Source organism: Phaeodactylibacter xiamenensis (assembly GCF_000759025.1).
Taxonomy (GTDB): Bacteria; Bacteroidota; Bacteroidia; order Chitinophagales; family Saprospiraceae; genus Phaeodactylibacter; species Phaeodactylibacter xiamenensis.
Window position 1 is genome coordinate 83,239 of the sequence record NZ_JPOS01000084.1, and the last position, 23,548, is coordinate 106,786.

General features: G+C 53.2%; 19 protein-coding genes. 15 read left to right on the forward strand and 4 right to left on the reverse strand.

Annotated features, from left to right (window positions below; genetic code table 11):
* Positions 1 to 32 precede the first annotated feature (32 nt).
* The 11 genes from IX84_RS25035 (at position 33) to IX84_RS25080 (ending at position 12,435) form a co-directional block, all read left to right on the forward strand.
* A complete protein-coding gene (locus tag IX84_RS25035; protein ID WP_044227902.1) occupies positions 33 to 2,075 on the forward strand; it encodes a hypothetical protein in 2,043 nt (680 codons plus the stop codon).
* Positions 2,076 to 2,114: 39 nt separating this feature from the next.
* Positions 2,115 to 2,561, forward strand: coding sequence for a glycoside hydrolase family 88 protein (locus IX84_RS25040; RefSeq protein ID WP_044227510.1), 447 nt, complete (start codon positions 2,115 to 2,117; stop codon positions 2,559 to 2,561).
* A gap of 86 nt (positions 2,562 to 2,647) precedes the next feature.
* Positions 2,648 to 3,316 carry a sulfatase-like hydrolase/transferase gene (locus IX84_RS34370; RefSeq protein ID WP_052516386.1) on the forward strand — a complete coding sequence of 223 codons (669 nt, stop codon included), beginning with the start codon at positions 2,648 to 2,650 and terminating at the stop codon, positions 3,314 to 3,316.
* A 148-nt stretch (positions 3,317 to 3,464) separates the two neighbouring features.
* Positions 3,465 to 3,776, forward strand: a complete 312-nt coding sequence (locus IX84_RS34375; RefSeq protein WP_052516387.1) for a hypothetical protein — start codon at positions 3,465 to 3,467, stop codon at positions 3,774 to 3,776.
* Between the two features lie 429 nt (positions 3,777 to 4,205).
* Positions 4,206 to 5,978: a glycoside hydrolase family 28 protein gene (locus IX84_RS25050; protein WP_044227513.1), complete on the forward strand. Its 1,773-nt coding sequence runs from the start codon at positions 4,206 to 4,208 to the stop codon at positions 5,976 to 5,978.
* On the forward strand, positions 5,933 to 6,397 hold the full coding sequence (locus IX84_RS33120) for a hypothetical protein (protein ID WP_152605233.1): 465 nt from the start codon (positions 5,933 to 5,935) through the stop codon (positions 6,395 to 6,397). Before IX84_RS25050 ends, IX84_RS33120 begins: the two co-directional genes overlap by 46 nt.
* Positions 6,398 to 6,415: 18 nt before the next feature.
* Positions 6,416 to 7,909: a hypothetical protein gene (locus tag IX84_RS25060; RefSeq protein ID WP_052516388.1), complete on the forward strand. Its 1,494-nt coding sequence runs from the start codon at positions 6,416 to 6,418 to the stop codon at positions 7,907 to 7,909.
* A 32-nt stretch (positions 7,910 to 7,941) separates the two neighbouring features.
* Positions 7,942 to 9,585: an arylsulfatase gene (locus IX84_RS25065; protein WP_052516389.1), complete on the forward strand. Its 1,644-nt coding sequence runs from the start codon at positions 7,942 to 7,944 to the stop codon at positions 9,583 to 9,585.
* A complete protein-coding gene (locus IX84_RS25070) occupies positions 9,582 to 11,426 on the forward strand; it encodes a hypothetical protein (protein WP_044227519.1) in 1,845 nt (614 codons plus the stop codon). The genes IX84_RS25065 and IX84_RS25070 overlap by 4 nt, the downstream gene beginning before the upstream one ends.
* Positions 11,427 to 11,698: 272 nt before the next feature.
* Complete coding sequence (locus IX84_RS25075) at positions 11,699 to 12,112, forward strand: element excision factor XisH family protein (protein WP_044227522.1); 414 nt, start codon at positions 11,699 to 11,701, stop codon at positions 12,110 to 12,112.
* Entirely contained in the window at positions 12,100 to 12,435 is a 336-nt protein-coding gene (locus IX84_RS25080) for a XisI protein (protein ID WP_044227525.1), read from the forward strand. Before IX84_RS25075 ends, IX84_RS25080 begins: the two co-directional genes overlap by 13 nt.
* A 36-nt stretch (positions 12,436 to 12,471) precedes the next feature.
* Here IX84_RS25080 and IX84_RS25085 read toward each other — a convergent pair whose 3' ends face one another.
* Complete coding sequence (locus tag IX84_RS25085; RefSeq protein ID WP_044227528.1) at positions 12,472 to 13,497, reverse strand: Gfo/Idh/MocA family protein; 1,026 nt, start codon at positions 13,495 to 13,497, stop codon at positions 12,472 to 12,474.
* A 112-nt stretch (positions 13,498 to 13,609) separates the two neighbouring features.
* Between IX84_RS25085 and IX84_RS25090 the strand changes: the two genes are divergently transcribed.
* From IX84_RS25090 to IX84_RS25100, 3 genes are read left to right on the forward strand one after another with little or no spacing between them, the layout of a single operon-like run.
* Positions 13,610 to 15,643 (forward strand): FAD-dependent oxidoreductase, encoded by a 2,034-nt coding sequence (locus tag IX84_RS25090; protein WP_052516390.1) that lies wholly within the window; start codon positions 13,610 to 13,612, stop codon positions 15,641 to 15,643.
* A gap of 12 nt (positions 15,644 to 15,655) precedes the next feature.
* Positions 15,656 to 17,281 (forward strand): arylsulfatase, encoded by a 1,626-nt coding sequence (locus IX84_RS25095; RefSeq protein WP_052516391.1) that lies wholly within the window; start codon positions 15,656 to 15,658, stop codon positions 17,279 to 17,281.
* Between the two features lie 3 nt (positions 17,282 to 17,284).
* Complete coding sequence (locus IX84_RS25100) at positions 17,285 to 18,619, forward strand: Gfo/Idh/MocA family protein (RefSeq protein ID WP_044227533.1); 1,335 nt, start codon at positions 17,285 to 17,287, stop codon at positions 18,617 to 18,619.
* Positions 18,620 to 18,666: 47 nt separating this feature from the next.
* Here the strand turns inward: IX84_RS25100 and IX84_RS25105 are convergent, their stop codons facing one another.
* Genes IX84_RS25105 through folP form a run of 3 tightly spaced genes read right to left on the reverse strand, consistent with a single transcriptional unit; the run spans position 18,667 to position 21,842 of the window.
* Positions 18,667 to 19,635: a YheT family hydrolase gene (locus IX84_RS25105; protein WP_044227536.1), complete on the reverse strand. Its 969-nt coding sequence runs from the start codon at positions 19,633 to 19,635 to the stop codon at positions 18,667 to 18,669.
* Between the two features lie 13 nt (positions 19,636 to 19,648).
* Positions 19,649 to 21,061 carry a hypothetical protein gene (locus IX84_RS25110; RefSeq protein ID WP_044227538.1) on the reverse strand — a complete coding sequence of 471 codons (1,413 nt, stop codon included), beginning with the start codon at positions 21,059 to 21,061 and terminating at the stop codon, positions 19,649 to 19,651.
* A 4-nt stretch (positions 21,062 to 21,065) separates the two neighbouring features.
* On the reverse strand, positions 21,066 to 21,842 hold the full coding sequence (folP, locus tag IX84_RS25115) for a dihydropteroate synthase (RefSeq protein ID WP_238578337.1): 777 nt from the start codon (positions 21,840 to 21,842) through the stop codon (positions 21,066 to 21,068).
* A gap of 307 nt (positions 21,843 to 22,149) precedes the next feature.
* Between folP and IX84_RS25120 the strand changes: the two genes are divergently transcribed.
* Positions 22,150 to 23,547: a c-type cytochrome gene (locus IX84_RS25120; protein ID WP_052516392.1), complete on the forward strand. Its 1,398-nt coding sequence runs from the start codon at positions 22,150 to 22,152 to the stop codon at positions 23,545 to 23,547.
* The last annotated feature ends 1 nt before the right edge of the window (position 23,548 follow it).

Here is a 23,548-nt window from a genome sequence, read left to right on the forward strand (position 1 = left end):
AAAAACTATTGTGACCAAATAATGGAATGAATATGACCTACCGGATAACAACACTGCTCCTTTTTTTATTCCTACTTAATTCCTGCACGGAGGAGGCTAAGAAATCTAGTCCACTGCCTCAACTCAGCGGCATCTACCCCCACCTCGCCTACTACAACAACGAAGGCGAATGCGGCACCGGAGCAGTTGTCCCCTGGGCCGACCGGCTATGGGTCATCACCTACGGGCCTCATCTGCCCAATGGCTCATCGGACCAGCTTTACGAAATTACGCCCGACCTGGAGCAGATCGTTCGCAAAGAAAGCATCGGTGGTACCCCCGCCAACCGTATGATCCATCCCGAAAGCCAGCAGCTGTTCATCGGGCCCTATGCGATTGACCAGCAAGGACAGGTCAGGACGATTCCTTACCCACAAATGCCGGGAAGGCATACCGGCAATGCGCGCCACCTGGAGCAGCCGGAAGATAAAATCTACTACGGTACTATGGAGGAAGGGTTCTACGAAGTCGATGTCCACTCCCTGGAGGTGAAAGAACTCTACGAAGATGCGAATGGGCTGAAAGGCGACCAATACAGCACTTTACTGCCCGGTGCCCACGGCAAAGGACTGTACTCCGGACAAGGCGTCCTGGTCTACTCCAATAACGGGGAGCCCTCAGAAGAGGCGCTGAAGCAGTTTGACATTCCCTCCGGCGTCCTCGCGGAGTGGAATGGCAAAGACTGGAAAACCGTTAGAAGAGCCCAATTTGTGGAAGTGACCGGTCCGGGTGGCATTAATGGCAATGAAAATCCTGAGACTGATCCTATTTGGGCTACCGGATGGGACCACAAGTCTGTCCTCCTCGGTACACGCGATGCTAAAACCGGGTGGAGCTTCTACCGCCTGCCCAAAGCCAGCCACAGCTACGATGGCGCGCACGGCTGGAATACCGAATGGCCCCGGATACGCGATGTGGGCACTGAAGGGCAGCCCGACTACCTGATGACTATGCACGGGATGTTCTGGCGCTTTCCGAAGACCTTCACGGCTGGTAACAGTGCAGGAGTACGACCGCGTTCGGCTTACCTGAAAGTCATCGGCGATTTTGCCCGCTGGAAAGACCAACTGGTTTTTGGGTGCGATGATTCGGCCAAAAAAGAGTTTCTCAATAAACGAAAAGTAAAGGGTGGCATTGAAGGCCCCGGGCAATCCAATGTGCTCGGCGGATTGCTCTACGGGCTGGGCGACAACAGCAGGAGCCTGGGCGTGGCCGCCACCAACTTTTCAGGCACGCAGGCTGATGATTACCGCTACTACGAACTCAACGAAAAGCTGGAGCTGCAACCTAAAGAAGATCCGAAGACGCTGGACTTTATCACCGGGCAATTTGCCATCCCCAAAAATGTCGTTATGGTGGAGGAAAGCTCCGTTTTGGTGGTCGACGATTCCGGAAGGCGATGGCAGTTCCCACTCGGAGACCCCAAATTTTCTGAATTAACGAATGCGGGAGTCTTAAGGATCGCCCGGGAGGTTGCCACCGAACGTGACCTGCTCAACCTCCACGGCACTTTCTACGAACTTCCGGCTGAAAACGCCGATGGCTTTGCCAAGGTACGGCCAGTGGCATCCCATAACTTCCGCATCCACGATTACGCCAGCTACCGGGGCTTACTGGTCATGACAGGAATTGACCCGGCAGCCGGGAAAGGCAATGAGCATATGATCGTCTCGGGTGATGAGCAAGCCGCTGTTTGGGCCGGCGCCATTGACGACCTTTGGCAACTGGGCAAGCCCACGGGGCAGGGCGGTCCCTGGAAAAACACCGAAGTTGAGGCTGGAGTCCCATCCGACCCCTACCTCATCGGTTTTTACGACCGCCGCAGCCTTGAGCTTTCGCATCAATCGGCTGAGCCTGTTACCTTTACCATTGAAGTGGAGCCCATTGGCCATGGTCCCTGGATGGAATATCAGCGCGTCACGGTAGCACCCGGCGAAACGTACACCCATGAGTTCCCCGATGAGTTCCAAGCTAGATGGATTCGGTTTATGGCGGATCAAAATACTTCAGTCTCAGCATTTTTAGAGTATAAATAGAAACACAAGAGCACTTTCCAATTTGATGAAACATTACTTATGAAAGACAAAACTTACCTATTCCATCTTTTTTTCCTCCTTTTCTCTCCCCCTCTGCTGGCCCAAAATTCTTTCGATGTGAAACACATCAAAGGCACTATGGAAAAAGCCACATTCTGGCAGCTGGAAAATCCAAAAAACAAGGATTACGACTGGACCAATGGCGCGTTCTACGCCGGCATATTTGCCGCTTATGAGACGACCCGGAACGAGGCTATTTTCCAGGCGCTGCTGGATATGGGCCAACGCGTCGACTGGCGCCCGGGGCTGAGGCTTACCCACGCTGATGACCACGCCATTTGCCAGACTTACATTGATGTGGCCCGGGTGCTGGAGGAAAGAGGCGAAAACACCTGGCGCATCATGAACCACACCCGGGTGGTCCTCGAAGACTTCATTGAATTTGAATATGCACAGCGGGAGCGGCGGGACTCCATCACCTGGTGAGAGTAACGGCTCATTGTCCGTCTTTTGAAGAGCCGTTTTGGGAAAATCTAAGTACCTTTTACCAAACATAGCAAAACTACTCAGGCATGAAACAAAGATCTCACCTATGGCTCCTGGTATTTGCAGGGCTCGTCCTGGTCGCCTGCAATCAGGAAAACTCTACCAACGCATCAGAGACGCCACCCAACATCGTTTTTATCCTCGCCGACGATTTTGGCTGGAAAGACGCTAGTTACAATGGCTCTGAATACTATGAAACGCCAAATATTGACCGGATTGCGAAGAAAGGATTCAAGTTTACCAATGGCTATGCTACCTGTCAGGTCTGCAGCCCTTCCCGGGCCAGTATCATGACGGGGAAGTTTCCGGCACGGCATGGCATTACTGATTATATAGGAGCGTGGTCAGATACGATATGGAGGGGCGCCGGGCGTTTTACTGCTCTTTTGCCGGCCAAGTATGATCAGGCGCTAAATTCGGCAGATACGACCCTTGCAGAGGTATTGCAAACGGCAGGCTATCGTACTTTCTTCGCTGGCAAATGGCACCTGGGCAGCAAGGGTTCATGGCCGGAAGACCACGGTTTCGACATCAACAAAGGCGGCTGGGAAAAAGGCTCGCCCATCGGCGGGTACTTTTCGCCCTGGACCAATCCTAACCTTGACAACCAAAAGGATGGTGAAAATCTCTCCATACGCCTCGCAGACGAGACTGTTGCCTTCATGAGCAGCCATCATCCCGATACTACCGGGTAAGCCTTTCTTCGCTTTTCTGTCCTTTTACGCCGTCCACTCCCCTATTCAAACTACACAGGAAAGGTGGGCAAAATACCGGACAAAAGCCGAGGAGCAGGGCATCAAACCAAACGGCTATAAAACGGGCCACTTCCTGCCCATCCGGCAAGTGCAGGACAACCCCATCTACGCCGGGCTGGTGGCAACCATGGATGAAGCGGTTGGAAAAGTGCTAACAGGACTGGTGATGAAGCATCCTGAAATTGCAGAACGCCTGCACAAAGAGTTGTTTGATTACTTAAACAGCGTAGGCGCACTGTTCCCCAGAAAAGACCCGCTATACGATGCCCAAAATGAGCAAGCTTACCTGCAAAGTATCGAAAACGAGCTCCTGCCCCGTTTGGAGGAGGAACGGCTGCAAATCCTTTCCCCGGATTTTGACGGTGGGAATTGGTGGGGAAGTCAGGTGGTAGAGGACTAGTTTATAGTGTTTCTTGAGATGTACAGACAAAGTCGTACCCCCCGGTTGAGCAGAAAGTACAACTATGCTGGGTTTGAGTTTTTGGAAGAACGGCAATTTGAGGATTCCCTTTGTTTCGTTTATGAATTGAAGAGGGCAGCCTAGTGGTCTGTCAAGTGTTAATTTATGGGTTGAGTGGGAGCGAATTTTGAGACTAATCGAGGCGGATGTTCCCGCGCATAGCAGCGCTACGTAAGGGGTTGTCCAACGAAGAGTAGCCTCAAAAGTCGCCGCAGGCAACCCCTAGTTTTAGCCTTGACAGACCACTAGCATGGCAGGCATTACAAGGGAGGCTAAAAAAGGTCACTCTGAGGTAAACTGTGTTCATCAAACCTGATCCACCGGGTCAACTAAAGATGTAACGAATTATACCTTAGAAAAAATTACAATATGCCAACGTGTAATGGACAGTGCCCCCATACTTTCCCCGGATCCCACTTATTCCTTTTCATTGCCCTGCTGCTTACAACGGTTTTCAATCAGGCAGGGGCTCAAAATGGTGCTTTCCGCATTACCGATTACAGCGCAGTGGGCGATGGCATAACTTTGACCACTCTGGCCATTCAATCTGCCATTGATGCAGCTGCAGAAGCCGGGGGCGGAAGGGTGATCGTACCACCTGGCAAATACCTCACTGGCGGGATAGAACTGCGCGACAATATCATCTTCGAACTCCAGGGTGGTGCCACCCTCCTTGGCACCGACCAACTCGATGCCTACGCCACCCACGAAGGGACTGATCAACATGGGAAGGTCATACAGCGGAGGCACCTCATTTCCGTCACTGGAGTAAAAAACGTGCTCATCGAAGACAAAGGCACCATCAATGGACAGGGGAAGTTCTATTGGGAAACCCCGGCCGCTCCACCACCTCAGTGGATCAAAGCCAAAACGCCCCGCCCCAATGCCCTGCTGGAGGTCGCCGATTCTGAAAATATTACCATTCGCGATATTACCCTGACCAATTCGCCCAACTGGACCTGCCATATTATGCACAGTCAGGACGTGGTGGTGGACGGCATACGGATCATCAATGACCTTTTTGCCCCTAATGCCGATGGGATCGACATTACCGGCAGTCAGAGGGTGCGGGTCACCAACTGTGACATTACCACCTGCGATGATGCAATTGTATTGAAAACCTGGAAAGACGGGCAGCCCTGCGAGGACGTGACCGTAACCAACTGCACCCTGGAAACGCTCTGCGCAGCATTGAAGCTCGGCACCGAATCCTACGCCGACTATCGCCGGATCACCTTCAGCAACTGCGCTGTACGGACCGCTTCCCGACTATTTGCTATTTACGTACGGGACGGAGGCACGGTGGAAGATGTGCTGGTTAGCAATATCACCGGGAGTACCAAAGCTCCACTGGTGCTGAACCGCCCCATTCAGCTGATGATCGCCAAAAGAACGCCCGAATCTCCAGTGGGGCGCATCCGTAACGTCAGCATTAATCAGGTGAGCTGCGAAACCGATGGCCGCATCCTGCTTACCTCCATTGAACCAGACCGCATTTCTGATGTCCGCATCCGGAACCTGCACCTTCGCTATCCATTTGTGGAAGACCCTACAGCGGCAGGCTCAGATATAAAAAGCGCCCAATTTCCAACTACTTTGCCGGAAGTGCTCACTGCCAAAGCCACGATCGTAGCTAAAAATATACGCCACGATCTGGATGAGATGAAAGGCCTCGGCACCGATATTGTATGCATTGGCATCACCGAAAGTGATATCAAATACAATGAAGGCAATATCCGCTTCATTATCGAAGAAGCTCATCAACGGGACATGCAGGTCTTTGCCGTACCTTCGCGCATGGCAGGCATTACCGCCGGGCAGCCGATCGAACCGCCGCTCTTTGGTTATCATCATCCGGAAACAGCGGTGCTCAGGAAAGACGGCACCCCCGTTGTGCGCAAAACGCATGGCATACTCAGCAGCTTTTACCACCCGGAAGTCAAAAACTACTTCATCGAAACCACCTCAAAGATGCTGGAACAGTTTGACTTGGACGGCATCATCTGGGATGAGCCCAAATCCACCTGGTGGGAATGGCAGGATTTTTCCGAACTGGCACTTAAGGACAACCCGGAAGGCGCGACTACGTCAAATACATGGAGGACTTTGCGGACTTCTTTTCTGATATCAATGCTGAACTAAAGGCGCAGCAACCCGACCTCACCATCGTCCACTTCGATGAGGCCTGCCGGGACGATACTGTTGTCAACGTTTCGGCGACCATCCGCCACCTCGACTACTTCGGCACCGATGGCAAACCCTACCCCCTCACCAAGACCGAAAACATCACTAACCGGGACACCAAAGTACTACCTGAATACGGGGAGCGCTACCTCAAAGCAGGGCGGGAAAATGACCTTAAAACCATGATGCTGGCAGAAAATCAGCGCATGAGCCAAGCCGAAGTCGACAAAATGGACGCTGCACTGCCCGACATCCTGAATATGGACGTAGACCTGTTGCTCTACTATTACTACGGGTTCTACGATGAGGCGCCAGAGTACAAAATGGACGTCATCCGGAAACACATCCCGAAGTTCAAAAACCAAAATATTCAGTAAAGCGAAGTTCTGCCAAAGATGATGCATAAAGCTGTAAAACGCTATTTTTCCTGCCTTTTCGGTATCGGGTTAAGCCTGATACTGAGTCTTTGCACGGCCACCGTTCACGGCCAAGTCGTCACCGATGAGTCCATTAGCAAAGCGTGGCTGCGGGAACACCTCCAACCTCAGACGCCAAGACTCATTTTCGATATTGAAACGGAGCAGTTGCTCGCTGAAAAGCTGACAACCGATGCCCACATTCAGCAAATCTACCAACACATCAAAGCCTATGCAGATTATTGTCTTCAACTTCCGCCTTTGACTTATCAGAAACGAGGCAGAAGGCTGCTCAGTGTCTCCCGGGAAGCACTTCAGCGCATGCTCGCACTCGCTATGACTTACCGCATGGAGCAGCAACCGGAATACCTGCACCGGTTGGAAGCCGAACTCCTGACCGTGGCCCACTTCCCTGACTGGAATCCCAGCCACTTTCTGGATGCCGCCGAGATGGCCACGGCCGTGGGGCTCGCCCTAGACTGGTGCGGAAAAGATATGGCTCCGGATATTCTGAAAGCCTCTAAAAATGCGCTGCTCGAAAAAGCCATCAAGCCCGGCATAGGCATCACCTGGGAAAATTGGTGGTGGGTCTCGGAGCACAACTGGAACCTGGTTTGCCACGGTGGACTGGCTATAGCAGCGCTGGCTATTTTTGAAGAAGAACCCGACCTGGCTTCCTATACCCTGAACAGAACTGTGGAGCGTTTTCCGCTTGGCCTCCTGCCCTATCAGCCCGATGGTGCCTACAACGAGGGCCCCGGTTATTGGTTTTACGCCACTAACTACCTGACCCTTACGATTTCCGCTTTTGAATCAGCCGTGGGCACCGGGTTCGACTTTTTGGAAGTGCCGGGTGTCGCCCGCAGTGCCGAATTCAGCGAAATGACCGCCGGACCCTCCGGCGATTACTACAATTACTTTGATGCCAGTACTAAAGGGTACCATAACTTTCAGCATATCGGCCTGCTAAGCTGGTTTGGACAACGGGGAGGATTCCGACCTCCGAAAGAAGCCCTTGAGCAGGCGATAGCGGACATCCCGCCACCTGAGCAGCAATCAAAGGGCCGGTTTTCCACCCTATACCTGCTCAATCTGTTACGCCTGTCCGAAGATGCGCCCGAAATCAAGCGGGAGCCTGTATGGCTGGCCCAGGGCGATGCCCCACTGGTCGTTTTTGCCCCAAGGCAACCCGATGGGCTCTACCTGGCTGCCAAAGGCGGCAGTGCCAACGACAATCATGCCAATATGGACGCCGGCTCCTTTATTCTGGAGTGGAAACGAACCCGCTTTGCCATTGACCTGGGCAATCAGGACTACTACGAGTTGGAGCGTACCATTGGGGTGGATGCACTCTGGAACCGGGCACAGAATTCTCCCCGCTGGGACCTGCTGACCAAGAATAACTTCGGGCTGAAGTCCGCATGCAGTCACAAGCCTTCAAAAAGAAAAAGGGTCGTATCACCGTCAAAGTAACTGGGTTGCCCTGATCAAAACTACTAAAATTCATGGATGAAAAACTTCGAAGATCAAATCGGCTTTTTGCATTCAGCAGTATTTTGCTGTTGCTAAATGCCTGCACACCGGCAACAGAAACGGTAACCTCTCCCCCCAACATCCTGCTCATCCTGGTGGATGACATGGGGTATTCTGACCTTAGTTGCTACGGGAGCGAGATCGCCACCCCGCACATCGACAGCCTGGCGTACAACGGGCTTCGGCTCACCCAGTTTTACAATGCCGCACGCTGCTGTCCTACCCGTGCTGCCCTCCTTACCGGATTGTACCCGCATCAGGCGGGCATGGGGCATCAGAATCAGGACAAAGGGCTAGACAGCTACCGGGGCCGGATCAATGAAAATGCTACGACCATTGCCGAAGTGCTGCAACAACGGGGATACGCCACCTATCAGGTTGGTAAATGGCACGTCGGCAATACCGAACCTTCTTGGCCAGGCAATAAGGGCTTCGATCAGTACCTCACGCTCGTCGAGGGCGCGATGAGCTACTTCAATGACTGGCCTTGGGCGAAAAATCAGGATACGCTGGAAATGCGGTGCAACGGCAGCACCTACCGAACTTCACCCGACTTCTTCGCCACTGATACGTTTTCAGATACCGCAGCAGCTTTCATCCAAAGGCACGACAGGGCACACCCTTTTTTCATGTACCTGGCTTACAATGCCCCACACTGGCCCCTGCACGTGCGCCCGGAAGACCGGGATTTTTACGATGGAATTTACGATGATGGCTGGGCGCCGATCCGCGAAAACCGGCTAAAAAAGATGCAGGAATTGGGGGTCATTGGGTCTGAGGTGGAACTGACCGAGCCCTACCCTACCGTTCCGGACTGGGATACCCTTTCCAGAGCCGCCCGAAGTGAATGGTCAGACAAAATGGAACTCTATGCGGCAGTGATGCACCGGCTCGACCTCGGCGTAGGGAAAGTGGTGCAGGCATTACGCGAAAGCGGCCAGCTCGACAACACCCTCATACTTTTCCTCAGCGATAACGGCGCCTGTCAGGAAGACCCCCTGGGCCCGTGGATCACCTACCCAAATGACGGGGAGGTTGGTGGCCCCTTTTCCTTCCCCGCCTATGAATTGCCTTGGGCGAATGTCAGTAATACCCCTTATCGTTTGTTTAAATCTTTTCTCCATGAGGGTGGAATGCGCACGCCATTTATTGCGCATTGGCCGGAGCAGATACAAGCAGGTCAAATCGACCGGACTTCCGTGGGGCATATTATTGATGTGTTGCCAACCTTAGCGAATATCGCAGAGGCTCCCTACCCTACTCAGATTGGTCAGCGCAGCATTACGCCCACTGCCGGGCACTCCCTGTCCAATGTGCTCAAAGGCATACCAGATAACGCCGGCAGAATCCTGTTCTGGGAGCATCAGTTCAACCGGGCAGTCCGGGACGGCGACTGGAAGCTTGTCTCCGCCCGCCGGCTGCCCGGACAAGACTCAAAAGGGGAATGGGAACTCTACCACCTCCCGTCGGACCCCACAGAAATCAATAATCTCGCCACAGAACACCCTGAAAAAGTGGAAGCCATGGCTCGGCAGTACCAAACCTGGGCGGATAGTGTAGGCGCCTACGACCCAGCCACCCTAAAACAACGCATGGCTCAAAAGAAAAAGCAATGAATCCAAGAATCCTGTTCTTTAGCTTGATAATACTGGCTCTAACCCTGCTCCAAAGCTGTCGGCCCGCCCCGGAAAACGGGCAGTCCGGGGAGCGCTTTTCCTACCGGGGCTGGAACATCCTGTCTTCCCACCGGGAGAACGGACTGAAGACCCTGGACAAAGCCGTAGAATATGGCATCAACCACATCGAACTGTCCCACTACCAGTTGGTGCATGACCTGAAGGACTTTCGCAAGCCGGAAAACCGGGAAGCCACCAACTTTTTCATTGATGCGGCCCACGAACGCGGCATTGAAAATGTCTACGTTTGGGACCACGCTTTTTATCCCCTGGATTACTACCCCGACCGCTTCAAGGTGGAGGCACAGGCTAATGAAGACTTCACTCATCACACTACCAAATTTGAGGGCGGGCTGCAGCAACAACTGAACCTCGACGACCCCAAATTCTGGCAGTGGGTATATCAGGATTACGATAGCCTGCTGGACTTGTCCCCAAACCTGGATGGAATCGTACTGACCTTCATCGAAACCGGCAGCTACGTGATTTACCAGCATTCCGAAAAGCTGAAAACCAAAAGCGAAAAGCTGGCGGCCCTGGTCGACTCCCTGGGCGGCTACTTCATCGATCAGCGCAGGCTTAAGCTGACCATCCGCACCTTCATCTACAATCAGTTCGAACGGGACATCATCCTCGATGCGCTGAAGCAGATCAAGCGCGACGACATCACCGTCATGATCAAAATGACGCCTCATGACTGGTTCCTGACCTATCCTTACCAGGATTACGTCACGGATATTCCCTTTCCGGTTGTCATTGAATACGACTGCGGTATGGAATACGCCGGGGAAAACCTGATTGCCAATACCTTTCCGCATTATTTCGCCGATGCTTTCCGGCACTATGCGCAGTTTGACAACGTAGTGGGCTACTGTGCCCGTACCGACCGTTTTGAGGAAACGGCAGCCGTAGGCACGCCAGGCGAGCTTAATCTGTTCGTCCTTTCCCAATTGTCAAAAGACCTCAGCACGGATACAGACAGCCTGACCACCGCATTTATCGCGCAAACTTACGGTGCAGAAGTGGTCCCACTGCTTAAGCCAGCCTTTGACAGCGCCCTGTCCATCGTCCTCTCCACCTTTTACACCCTGGGCACCCACACCGCCAACCACTCCCGCCTCAACTACCACCGAAAAGGGCATTATCAGACCCACACCACCGGAGAATGGTTTGCACCGGATGATCAGTACACCTGGATTGGGCATGACGTCAACAAGCGGCTTCACCATTACAAAGACATCCTCAACGCCCTGTCCTTCCCCGCCTACAAAACCGATACTGCCGGCATGCGGAAAGACCTCTCCTGGGTAGTAGACAGCGCCTGGCTTTCGCCAAATGAAGACCTCACTCCCGAATACTATCAGGACATCCTTACGGAAAAAGCGTACGGTATCCAGCTAGCTAAGGAGACCCTGAAAAGGGTGGAAAAAGCCCTGCCGCTCATCCCCGATACAGCCGCCGCACAACGGCTCTACCACACCTTCAACCGTACCCTGATTGTTGCCAAAGAAAGGAGGGGCGCAGCACAGGCCGTCTTCGGCTACCGGCTCTGGTGCAAAGGACCGGAATACCGTACCCCGGAATTGCAACGGCAGATTTACGACGGGCTGGAGGAGACTGCTTCTATGCTGGAAGAGATTGACAATTACCCCGTCCACACGCCCCTCGGACAGTGGCGCTGGCACCGTGACCGGGAGTCATTTGACATCTACTATAAGGCGATTACGGAAGCAGGTTGGCCGGAGGTGGGGCTGTATGAAGTGGTGCCGCGACCGGAATAAGATTAATCAGATTCGACTGAAGGATTACTCCCTCCCTGTTCTTTCCATACAATTCATAGCCCACCACAAAATCAAAGCAGTCTTGTCCTTCAATGAACAGGTACACTATTTCACAACGACGGGCACAAATCAGTCAGGCTTTAATGCGTCGATAATGGAACTTTTTAAAAATATTTCAAGTTTTTCGTTTATTAGCTTAGATAAGCAATACTTGGTTTTCCTTTTTTATGGTTTACCAGAATTGCTGGGAAATTAGGCAAGCTTTACAAACAATGGCTAGAGATAGTTTTCATGACTTGTTTAGATCAGCCCTAGAGGATGACGGATGGATTGTTACAGATGACCCACTGACATTTAAAATCGGTAAAGTTCATGTACAAATAGACCTGGGTGCAGAAAGATTGATCGCAGCCCAAAAAGACCAGGAAAGGATTGCAGTTGAGATAAAGACCTTCGTCAATGTTTCATTCATAACTGCACTCTACGAAGCGATCGGTAAGTATGTAGTTTACAAAAACGTTTTAAAATTAACAGATCCAAACCGAAAACTTTATCTGGCCGTTCCAAAAAGTATTCATGGCCGGTTTTTCGAAGAGCCTGTACTTAAACAAGTCATCACGGAAGAGGAAGTCAATCTCGTTATTTACAATGAAAAACTTCAAAACATAGATTCATGGATAAAATAGAAAAATACGAATCTGCTATCCTCACTATTCTAAAAAAATATGCTGCCATAAAATACGCAAATATTAAAGGAGGCAACCAACTCATAGTTGATAAAGAAAATCGCCATTATCAGGTGCTCACCCTTGGGTGGGATGAGGACCGTTATGTACATGACTGCCCCTTGCACTTTGACATAATAGGTGACAAAGTGTGGGTGCAACAGAATATGACAGAATGGGACGTTGCGAAAATGTTAGAGGATCAAGGCGTTCCAAGAAAAAATATTGTTATCGGCTTTCTCTCTTCTGAGCTCAGAGCTTTTTCCGATTATGCAACAGATTGACAGATGCAGTCCTAAGGGCAAAGTCCTGACATACCTCTAAAGCTGAACCGGCTTATTTTCCGCCTGAGACCGGTAAACCGCTTCCAAAATTTCCACAGACTTCCGGGCTTCCCTTCCATCAACCGAAAAAGGTGTTCCTGTTTCCAGAGCCGTCAAAAACTCAGCGATGCAGCGGGCATGATTCGCGTATTGGATGGCCATCGGGTCGGCAGCCCCACTTGTGCCGGCCTGACCAAAGTTAGAGCGGACGGTTTCATCCTCCGGTAAAGCTTCGGCGAAAGCCCAGACTGATAAGCTGTCTTCCACCTGTTGAATGGTACCCTTAGTCCCCATCAGGTCTAGTTGGCGGGGCTGCCCGGGATAGGCAGCGGTACTGCCGTAAATTTGCCCTAATGCGCCATTGGCAAAGCGCAGGGTCACTACGGCCGTATCTTCCACCTCAATATCGTGCGCGAGGGTATCGGTGTAGGCGAACAAGGACCGCACCGGGCCCATCAAATGCTGCAGCAGGTCGACCATGTGGATGGACTGATTCATCAATGCGCCACCACCATCGAGGGCCTGCGTGCCCTTCCAGGAACCGGCATAGTAAGCCTCATCGCGCCACCAGGGTACCCGGACAGCCGCGTAGGTAACTTTACCCAGGCGTTGCAGTGATAAAGCCTGCCGGATTTGCCCAACAACCGCATCATACCGGTAGTTAAAAATACAGCCTAGAATGGTACCTGCCCTGTCATGAGCCGCAATCATCTCATCAATCCGGTTGGTGGTGATTTCGAGTGGCTTCTCACAGAGAACAGGCTTGCCCTCCTCGGCCGCCAAAATAGCTGGTTGCAGGTGAAGCCCGCTGGGGGTGGCAATGAGCACCACATCGACTTCCGGCGATTCGATCAGTGCCTGGTAATTGGCAAAGGCAACAGCCCCATATTGATCTGCTAACGCTTTAGCACGTCCGGAGCCTCCGTCGCAGCAGCCCGTTAGTTGTGCATTGGGCAGGGAGGCAATGGCTTGTGCATGCAGGTCGGCGACTGCCCCGGCACCAACGATACCTATTTTATACATAGATCTTGTTTTTTACAGGTTAATGCTAACTCAAAAGGGTAACCGTAAATTACAGCTATTCAGGTTACAAGCCCCGCAGGCAAACCACTTGATAGTAGAAAAAACCATTGCGATGAACCGACTCCTTCTTCTCCTTCCAATTATGGGCCTGCTGCTCTTTGGCTGTAGCAATGAGCCCACTGCTGAATCTCCGGAATATGACCTCTGTATCTACGGCGGTACTTCTGCCGGGGTGATTGCCGCTCATGCTGCCGGCAAACTCGGACTCAAAACCCTGCTCATTGAGCCCGGCACACATTTGGGAGGCCTCTCGTCCTCCGGTCTGGGCTCCACGGATATTGGCAACAAGCATGCCGTCACCGGGCTGAGCCGCGATTTCTACCGCAGGTTGGGCGATCACTACGGCATCTTTGAAGCCTGGACCTTTGAGCCTTCTCTGGCTGAAAAAACCTTTGAGGAATACATCGCTGAGGTGGAAGTGGACGTATGGCGGGAGCACCGCCTGCAATCTGCTGCAAAAGAAGGGACCAACATCCAACGTATCACCGTGGAAGACCTGTCAGCCGGTGGCGCGAGCAAGCAGGTTTCCGCCAGGATGTTCATTGATTGCACCTATGAGGGCGACCTGCTGGCAGCGGCGGGCGTTTCCTACACGATTGGCAGAGAAGCCAACAGCACCTACAACGAGACCCTGAATGGCGTTCAGCTCCGTAAATACCATCAGTTTGAGGATGGCATTGATCCTTATGTAGTGCCTGGCGACTCCACAAGCGGGCTGCTTTGGGGCATTAATGACGAGCCCCTGTCCCCCGATGGCACCGGCGATAAAAAAGTACAGGCGTATAACTTCCGCCTCTGCTGGTCGGATGACCCCGACAATCAGGTACCCTTTTCCGAGACCCGACCGGATGATTACGATCCGGAAAAGTATGCGCTGCTCCTTCGCCTTTTGGAATCGAGAGAAGCTAAAGGGAAAAAGCGGCACGATGCCGGTACCTATTTCATCATCAACCGCATGCCCAACCACAAAACCGACATCAACAACCGGGGTGCTTTCTCCACCGATCATATCGGCGGCAACTGGGACTACCCCGAAGCCTCCTACGAAGCGCGCGAAGCTATCCGGCAGGACCACGAGGACTACATCAAAGGACTTTGCTACTTCCTGGCTACCGATCCCAGGGTTCCCAAGCGCGTACAGGACGACCTGAATACCTGGGGCTGGGCCAAGGATGAGTTTACCGATAACGGAAATTTCCCCCATCAGATGTACGTGCGTGAAGCGCGACGTATGATTGGAGAAACAGTCATGACCGAACACCATTGCCTGGGGGATGAAGTCCTTCAGGATCCTATCGGGCTGGCCGCCTACACCATGGACTCCCACAATTGTGATCGCGTAGTCATCCACAAAGATGGCAAGGCGATGGTCAAGAACGAAGGCAATGTGGAAGTCGGTGGTTTTCCGCCCTTCCCCATCGGCTATTCCGCACTAACGCCGAAAGCCTCTGAATGCACCAACCTGCTGGTTCCGGTTGCCCTGTCTGCTTCCCACATCGCCTATGGCTCTATCCGGATGGAGCCGGTTTTCATGGTTATGGGGCAGGTCACGGCTATTGCTGCGCAGCTCGCGATTGAAGGGCAAAAAACCGTGCAGGAAGTCGACCATCAAAAGATCGTGGACCTCATGAATACCGATCCCTTGCTCAACGGTACCCGCCCGGACATCCTGGTGGACAATACTGATGCCGGTCAGGTGGAAGCAGTGGGCACCTGGCAGGACACAAGCCGGTGGATGGGACAGTACAAAACGAACTACGCCATGACGGACCCGAAAGAGAGTGAGGCATCTCAATTCTCCTTTCAGACCCCTGTGGAAAGGCCCGGGAAATACCAATTGTATCTCTATGTTCCGAGCCGGCCACGTGGCATGGAAGCCGAATGGGCAACCACGCTGCCCGTCACCATCACTCATCAGGAGAGTCAAACTCAAAAAACGATTGATCTTCAGGCACACGAAAGAGACTGGGTCGATTTAGGCAACTACAGCTTTGAGCAGGGCGGGCAATGCCAGCTTACGCTAAATGCCGGTACCGCTAACGGGCCCGTTGCCGCTGATGCCCTCCTGCTGGTGCCCACAAACTAAAAACCGGAACCGATGCACTATAGATTTTGCTGGATTGCAGGCCTTTTCTTGTTATTGGGCAGTTGTCAGGAAAAGGCCTCCGATACCACACAAACCGACGAGCGCCCGAACATCATCATCATCCTGACCGATGACATGGGCTATTCCGACCTCGGCTGTATGGGTTCAGAAATCAATACCCCTACCCTCGACCGTTTGGCCGGCAACGGGCTGCTGATGACGCAGTTTTACAACGCCGGGCGCTGTTGCCCCACCCGGGCTTCCCTGCTCACCGGGTTATACCCGCATCAGGCAGGGATGGGCTCCATGACCTTGGATCTGCCCGAGCTGCCAGCTTATCAGGGCTACCTGAACCAAAACTGTGTGACCCTTGGAGAGGCGCTTGGAGATGCCGGCTACACCACCCTCCTGTCCGGCAAATGGCACGTAGGCGAACACCGCCCCCACTGGCCGGGCGACCGGGGCTTTGATCAGTATTTTGCCTTTATTAATGGTGCCTCGAGTTACTACAATCTCGACCCTTACCGGCCAGGCAGAGCGCCACTGGAAATGACCCTGAATGGCGAGCCCTACACGCCCGGTGAAGGCTTTTATATGACCGATGCTATTTCGGATTATGCCACAGACTTTATCGCAGCGCAAAAAGACAGCACGGCTCCATTTTTCCTTTACCTGGCCTATACTGCGCCCCACTGGCCACTGCATGCTCCCGAGTCAGAGATTGCCAAATACCGCAACAAGTACAAATCCGGCTGGGCTAAGATCCGGCAGCAGCGCTACGAGCGCATGCTTGAACTGGGCATTATAGATTCGGCATGGGCTTTATCCCCGGCTTTCCCGGACCTCAAAAAGGTACCGGACTGGGATACGCTCTCTGATGAAGAACAAGACCTCTGGGACCTGCGCATGGCCACTTACGCGGCGATGGTTGACCGCATGGATCAGGGGATTGGCAAAGTGGTGGCACAACTTGAAGCACAGGGCGAACTCGACAACACCCTAATCGTATTTTTATCCGACAACGGCGGGTGCCACGAGGAAGTCTACAACTGGAATATTGCCTACGACCAAAGCGGGGAAACCGGCGGGCCCAAATCCTTCGACGCTTACGGTTTTGCGTGGGCGAATGTCAGCAACACCCCTTTCCGCCTCTTCAAATCTCTGACGATGGAAGGGGGCATTTCCACCCCGCTCATTGCCCACTTCCCAGCCATGATCAAGGGCGGACAGAAGAGTAATGCACTCGGGCACATTACCGACCTCATGCCAACCTGCCTCGACCTTGCCAATGCCACCTACCCGGAGGAATTTCAGGGCAACATCATCAACCCTACTCCAGGCAAAAGCCTGGTCCCCGTCTTCCGCGAACAGCGCCAAACCCACAGAGAATTAATATATTGGGAACACAATGACAGCAAGGCGATCCGCAAAGGCGACTGGAAGCTGGTGCTGCCATCCTGGGGCGGGCCGGAAGACTGGGCGCTGTACAACCTGAAAGAAGACCGGTCTGAGCTGAAGGATTTGTCCGGCCAGCACCCGGAAAAAGCAGAGGAAATGCGCCTGGCTTTTGAGTCCTGGGCAGACAGCGTTGGGGTGATGCCATGGCCGGAAGTGAACAAGATTAGAAAAAACAGATAAATCATGCAGAGAAGAACTTTTATCAAGCAAGCCTCCGCCAGTGCAGCGGCGCTGTCCCTGGGCGGGCTTACGGCTACGGCTCAGAGCTACAACCGGATTATTGGCGCCAATGAGCGTATTAATGTTGCCATTATTGGTTGCCAGCGTCGATACGGTGGGTTGCTGGATAGCATTTCGAAAACCCCAAATACGCAGGTCGTTTTTGTTTCAGATGTCAATCAGCAACGACAGAATAAGGCCATTGAAAAAGTGGCGAAGGTGATGGGGCAAAAGCCGCAGGGTGAAAAGGACATGCGCAAGATCATGGAAAACAAGGAGGTGGATGCCACATTCCACGCCACGCCTGACCACTGGCATGCTCCCGGCTCCATTCTCAGCATGCAGGGTGGCAAGCACGTTTACGTTGAGAAACCCTGCAGCCACAATCCGGCTGAAGGGGAAATGCTAATCGCCTGGCAAAAGAAGACCGGGCTGCAGGTCCAAATGGGTGCTCAGCAGCGGTCATCACTGGAAAGCCAGGAGATCATACAGGCTATCCACGAGGGGCTGATTGGGGAAGCCTACCATGCCACCGCTTTCTACTCCAACAACCGGGGGCGGGTGCCTGATGCTAATAAGATCCCTGTACCGGACTATCTGGACTGGGAACTGTTCCAGGGCCCTGCACCACGCACCGATTTTATTGATATCGTTGGCGATTACAACTGGCACTGGTACTGGCGCTGGGGCACAGCAGAAACCGGCAATAATGCCACCCACGAATTCGATATCGCCCGCTGGGCGCTGCAGGTGAAATTCCCGGAAGAAGTACGGGTCAACTCTGCCAAGAATCATTTCAGGGACGACCCCTGGACTATGTATGATACCATGTACGCCACCCTTAAATTCCCGGGGGGTAAGGTCATCAACTGGGATGGCAAGAGCCGAAACGCTAATCCGACCTACGGCGGTGGGCGGGGAACCGTCATTTATGGTACGGAAGGCTCTGTATTTGTAGACCGGGGCCATTACAAACATTATGACAGAGATGGCAAACTGGTTACGGAGAAAGTCTCTGGTGGAGATGAAGCGGGTACAGCGCTGGGCGGCGGCGGCAGCCTGACCGACCGACACGTGCGCAACTTTTTTGAAGCCATTCGCGGTAAAGCCAAGCTCGCCTGCCCGATCGATGAGGGCTCCATCAGCACCAACCTTTGCCACTATGCCAATACCTCCTCAAGAGAGGGCGACGCCATTTTGAAAATTGACCCCAAAACCGGTAAGTACACCGACAGAAAAATAATGAAAAAGTACTGGGGCCGGGATTACGAAAAAGGCTGGGCTCCGGAACAGGCCTGATGATAACAGTCGGCCGGATTACTTCTTGCCTCCGGCCGACTGGTTTTTTAATTTTCCAGATGCTGGTTCAGAAAATCAAATGTCCGTTTTTCTGTCCAGTAGTACCCATCCCGGTTGACAGTGACAAAACCAACATGGCCACCCCGTTTTGGCGCTTCAAAATGGAAGTATTTGTGGTCCCGGGCCAGATCAAAGGGGTAACAGCTTTCACTTAGGAAGGTATCGTCCTGCGCGCTGACAAGTAAGGCCGGGTGCTCAATCGTTGGGATGAAGTAGATACTGCTGCAACTGGTCCAGTAATCTTCCGCATCTCTAAAACCGTGGATGGGCCCGGTAAACTGGTCATCAAATTCGCGGAAATCCCGGGGCATACGCTCCGGAATCTCTAACTGCCCGGGAAACCGGTTGGCTTTCTCCACCATTTTGGCGTTGAGGGTTTGCATAAAACGCTGCCGGTAGTGCCAGTTGTGCCATTTGTCAATTTCGGTATTGGCTGACTTCACATCGCAGGGTACCGAAAAGGCCACGCCTCCCACCAACTCATCCGGGTGGAAACCACCTTCGCCCAGGTATTTCAGAATCACATTGCCACCCAGGCTAAACCCTACCAAACCGATATGCCGGTAACGGCCAAGGCTCAGCGCATGATCAATCACCTGACGAAGGTCTCCAGTTTCGCCAATGTGATAAGAACGCAGCAAGCGGTTGGGCTCACCACTGCAACCCCGAAAATTCAAGCCCAGGGCATCCCAGCCCCGTTCATTGAAGTAGCGAGCCATGCCCCTGATGTAAGGGCGGTCAGCGGAGCCTTCCAAACCGTGCAGCCCGATAATGAGCTTGTCGCTGCCCGTGCAGGACCAGTCAATATCCAGAAAGTCGCCATCGGGGAGCTCCAGGCGCTCGCGCTCGTAGGCCACTTCCGGGACCTTACGGAAAAAGGCCGGGTAAATAGTATTAACATGATGGTTGCGAAACCAGGGTCTTGGACGATAAGAAGATGTAGTGATCAAAGGCATTTCAATTTATAAGTTATTCCAATGGAGTGAGCGATCGCAGCTGCAAATTTAGGTTTAAGACGTTATCCCCCAAACGTTGCTGGTAATTTTCCAGGCTGGACCGGGCGGAAGTAGGGTCATCAAAAATCAGCCCGAAGTACAAAGCATAGCCGCTTTCCAGCTCGTCAAAGCAGCCCAGCCAAACGGCACTTGCCGTAAAACCGAAGCCTTCCAGCTCCCGGATACGGGCCGTCACGGCGCTGTAGCTTTGGTATACCCCTTCCTGAATGATGTAGCCGGTCGAAGTTAGGGGCCGCAGGCGGGAACAATCGTAGGTGTAAGGCGCAGCATCGTCCAGATGCCCGACAAAACCCTCGCTGGAAGCCCCCGAACGCGCGACCGGAGGCACGGTCACCGATTCCGGCTGTGCAGGCTGCAGCGACAGGTAGGGCTCCATATCTTTCCGAATGGGATAGGGCCAGGTAATCAGGGTATCCAATACAAAGGTGATGGGCTGAGTGTAGCTTTCGTTGCGTTTCCGCACATCAGCCATTCGTCTGAGGTAGGCTTCCGGGGATTCTTCTTCAATAGTTTTAAGCTCCTGCATTTCCTGATAGAGTACGCCCGATGTAATCGCGAGGCATATCCCTACAATCAGCATTTGATATTTGTAGCGCCGCTGGAACCGCAGCAGGTTTTCCGGCTTAAGCGTAGCCATCCATTCCGGGTAGCGCCCTTCGTCTAACATGCGTTGGAGGTCGTCCTGCCTGAGGAAGTCGATGTTGCTGCGTTTCTTTCCAAAAACATCTTTCCGGGCAGGCGACAGCTGCATCAGGATGGATTTATCCGGGCGCACGATCAGCAGTCCCATGCCGTTATAGATGCACTGCTTTTTCAGCTCCAGATAGTAGGGATCGCTTGTGAGATTGGCGAATACATCCTCCCCCAGCGCCACCCACTGCTCATCAGCATGGTAGCGTTTAAATTGCTCAATGGCGTAGATGTACCGGTACCGCCTCCAGCCACGGAACAGCAACAAAAACCCGAAAAAGCCAAACGTAAAAAAGGCAATGAACAAAGCAATCGCCCCGGTCAGCGTCAGGGCTTCCACCGTAAACCAGGCCCGGAACAAACCAAGCAGCAGCAAACCACAGGCGAAACAAGCCGCCACAGCTGCAGCATCCCAATAAAGCAGGATTTTTTGCTTGCGGTAGCGTACCTCTGCCTTGGTATCGTAAGAAGTTGCCTCGAAAGTCGCCCGGAACACTTCGCCGGAAGGCTGCACAAAGGACAGGAAACCATCCGCTACAATCCCGCCCTTGCCCCGGAGATCAGAGGACAATTCCCAGCCGCCCTGCCTTTGCCGAAAGCGGTAGTGGTGCTTCAGGTAGCGCAAGGTTGCAGACTTGATGTCCGTTTCGGTAAGCGTTTGAGATTGCCATTCCATACGCCTATACCATTTCGAGTTGCTGCCAAAGCTTAATGGCTTCCATGGCCGGGCGGACATCGTGCACCCGAAGGATTTTAGCGCCCTGCTGCAGGGCGACCATGTTTAAAGCAGTGGTTCCGTTCAACGCATGTTCCGGCTTGGTTTTCAGCACTTTATTGATCATTGATTTTCGGCTCAGCCCGGCCAGTAACGGTAAGTCTAAAATTTTGAACAGGTGCATTTGTTTGAGCAGCTGATAGTTGTGCTCCACGGTTTTTCCAAACCCAAATCCGGGATCCAGTACAATATCGTGCACATCGAGGGCCCGCAGCTTGCCTACCTCCGCAATAAAAAAGTCCAGCACCGTCTGCACCACATCCTCATAATCCGGGTTGTCCTGCATGGTCTTCGGGCTGCCCTTCATGTGCATAAGGATGTAAGGCACCTGCAGGCGGGCTACTGTTGGGTACATCGATTCGTCGAAAGCACCGGCGGAAATATCATTGACGATGGCAGCACCCGCTCCCACCGCTTCCTCCGCTACCCGTCCGCGGATGGTATCAATACTGAGAATGGCCTCCGGAAAAGCCTGATGCAGGGCTTCAATCGCTGGCACTACCCGCTGCAGCTCCTCCTCCACCGAGATGAGCTCAGCGCCCGGGCGGGAGGACATGCCACCGATATCCAGAATCGCAGCCCCTTCCTTTAACATCTGTTCTGCCTGCCGCAGCAAGGCATCCTGACGGGTATACCGCCCACCGTCAAAAAAGGAGTCCGGCGTCACATTCAATATCCCCATTACCTGAGGCGATTGGAGGCTCAGCAGTGTACCGCGGCAGTTTAAAGTGAGGCGAGGGTTCAACATAAGTGGGTCAATAAAAAGACAAAGGTAATAATTCCACAACCAAGGCCGCACCTTTACCGTTGGGTATACTGTAGTCGATGAGGTTTGGGAATCCAAACCGACATCGAGTGCAGTATATACTGACCGTTTTGGTCTGGGCTTCGGCCAAACGAAAAACGCGTCATGTATAGTTTGACGGAAGCAACAGAAACCATAGGTCGTTTCTGTCTCCGTTCAACGCAATTCAAACCGATCAAGTGCTATGAGATTTTTTTGGTTTATCCTTGGGCTTGCCGCCCTTGCTGCCTGTCAGCGCTATAGTACGCTGCCCGGCACAGCCACCGACAACGACTGGAAAGTAAAGCCCCTGCCAGCTTCCCCGCAACAAATGGATGGCGACCCGGAAGCGGGCTATGCCTTCATCGGAGGGGGCTCCTACATCGGCTCCGGAGTGCCCTTTGAGATGATGAAAAAGCGCCTCTCCGGCACCACCGATACCGTGCTGAGGCGAGGTGGTGTCAATGCCAACCTGCCCTACCCTGTTAGTGCCTTCGAAGCAGCTAAAGGCGGAACACTCGTGATGAACGGCAATTGCTTCACCTGCCACGCCGGGGAAGTCAACGGGCAGATTGTACCGGGGCTGGGCAACAGCTTCTCAGACTACCAAAAGAGCTTCAAGCCGATGGGCAAGGTGATCCGGGTGGGTGTAGACTTCAAGTACAAAAAGGACGAGCCCGAGTGGGAGGCCTATGAGGACTTCTCCCGCTACTTCAACGCTATGGCGCCTTACATTCAGACCAATCAGCCCGGTGCCAATCCGGCTTTCCGCCTGGCAGAAGCCTGCATGCGCCACCGCGACCCGGTTGACCTGACCTACCGGGAGGCACCCAACTACGACATGATGGACTACACCATCGCCACCGATGTCCCGCCTCTTTGGCATGTTAAGAAAAAGAACGCCCTGTACTACAACGGCATTGGGCGGGGCGACTTCACCAAGCTGCTTTTCCAGGCTTCTGTGCTGGGCATCCCCGACAGCACGGCGGCACGGGAAGCCATCAATGGATTTAAAGATGTCCTGGCGTGGCTGCAAACCCTGGAGCCCCCAGCTTATCCCGGCCCGGTTGATCAGGCACTGGCTGCGGAAGGGCAGGTGGTTTTTGAAAAAAATTGCAGCAAATGCCACGGTACCTACGGCAATGAAGAGACCTATCCCAATAAGTTGGTTTCTCTGGCGCTGGTTAAAACCGATCCCATGTACGCCAACTACGCCAAAAACAGCGGCATCGTGGAATGGTACAACAGCAGCTGGTTTGCGCAATCAGAGCCGAAGTCGTACTTTGCGCCCGAGCTGGGATATGTGGCACCACCTTTGGATGGCATTTGGGCGACCGCGCCCTACCTGCATAATGGCTCGGTCCCTACAGTGGCTGCCCTGCTTGACAGCAAAAACCGGCCCGATATCTGGGCGCGGTCAGGAGACAGCCGGGATTACGATCACGAGAAACTCGGCTGGGCCTACACGGAGCTGGACAAAGCCAAAGGCGACTGGGCATTTGACACCAACCGCCCCGGCTACAGCAATGAAGGCCACGAATTTGGCGATAAATTATCAGTAGGTGAACGCACCGCTGTTATTGAATACCTTAAAACATTATAAA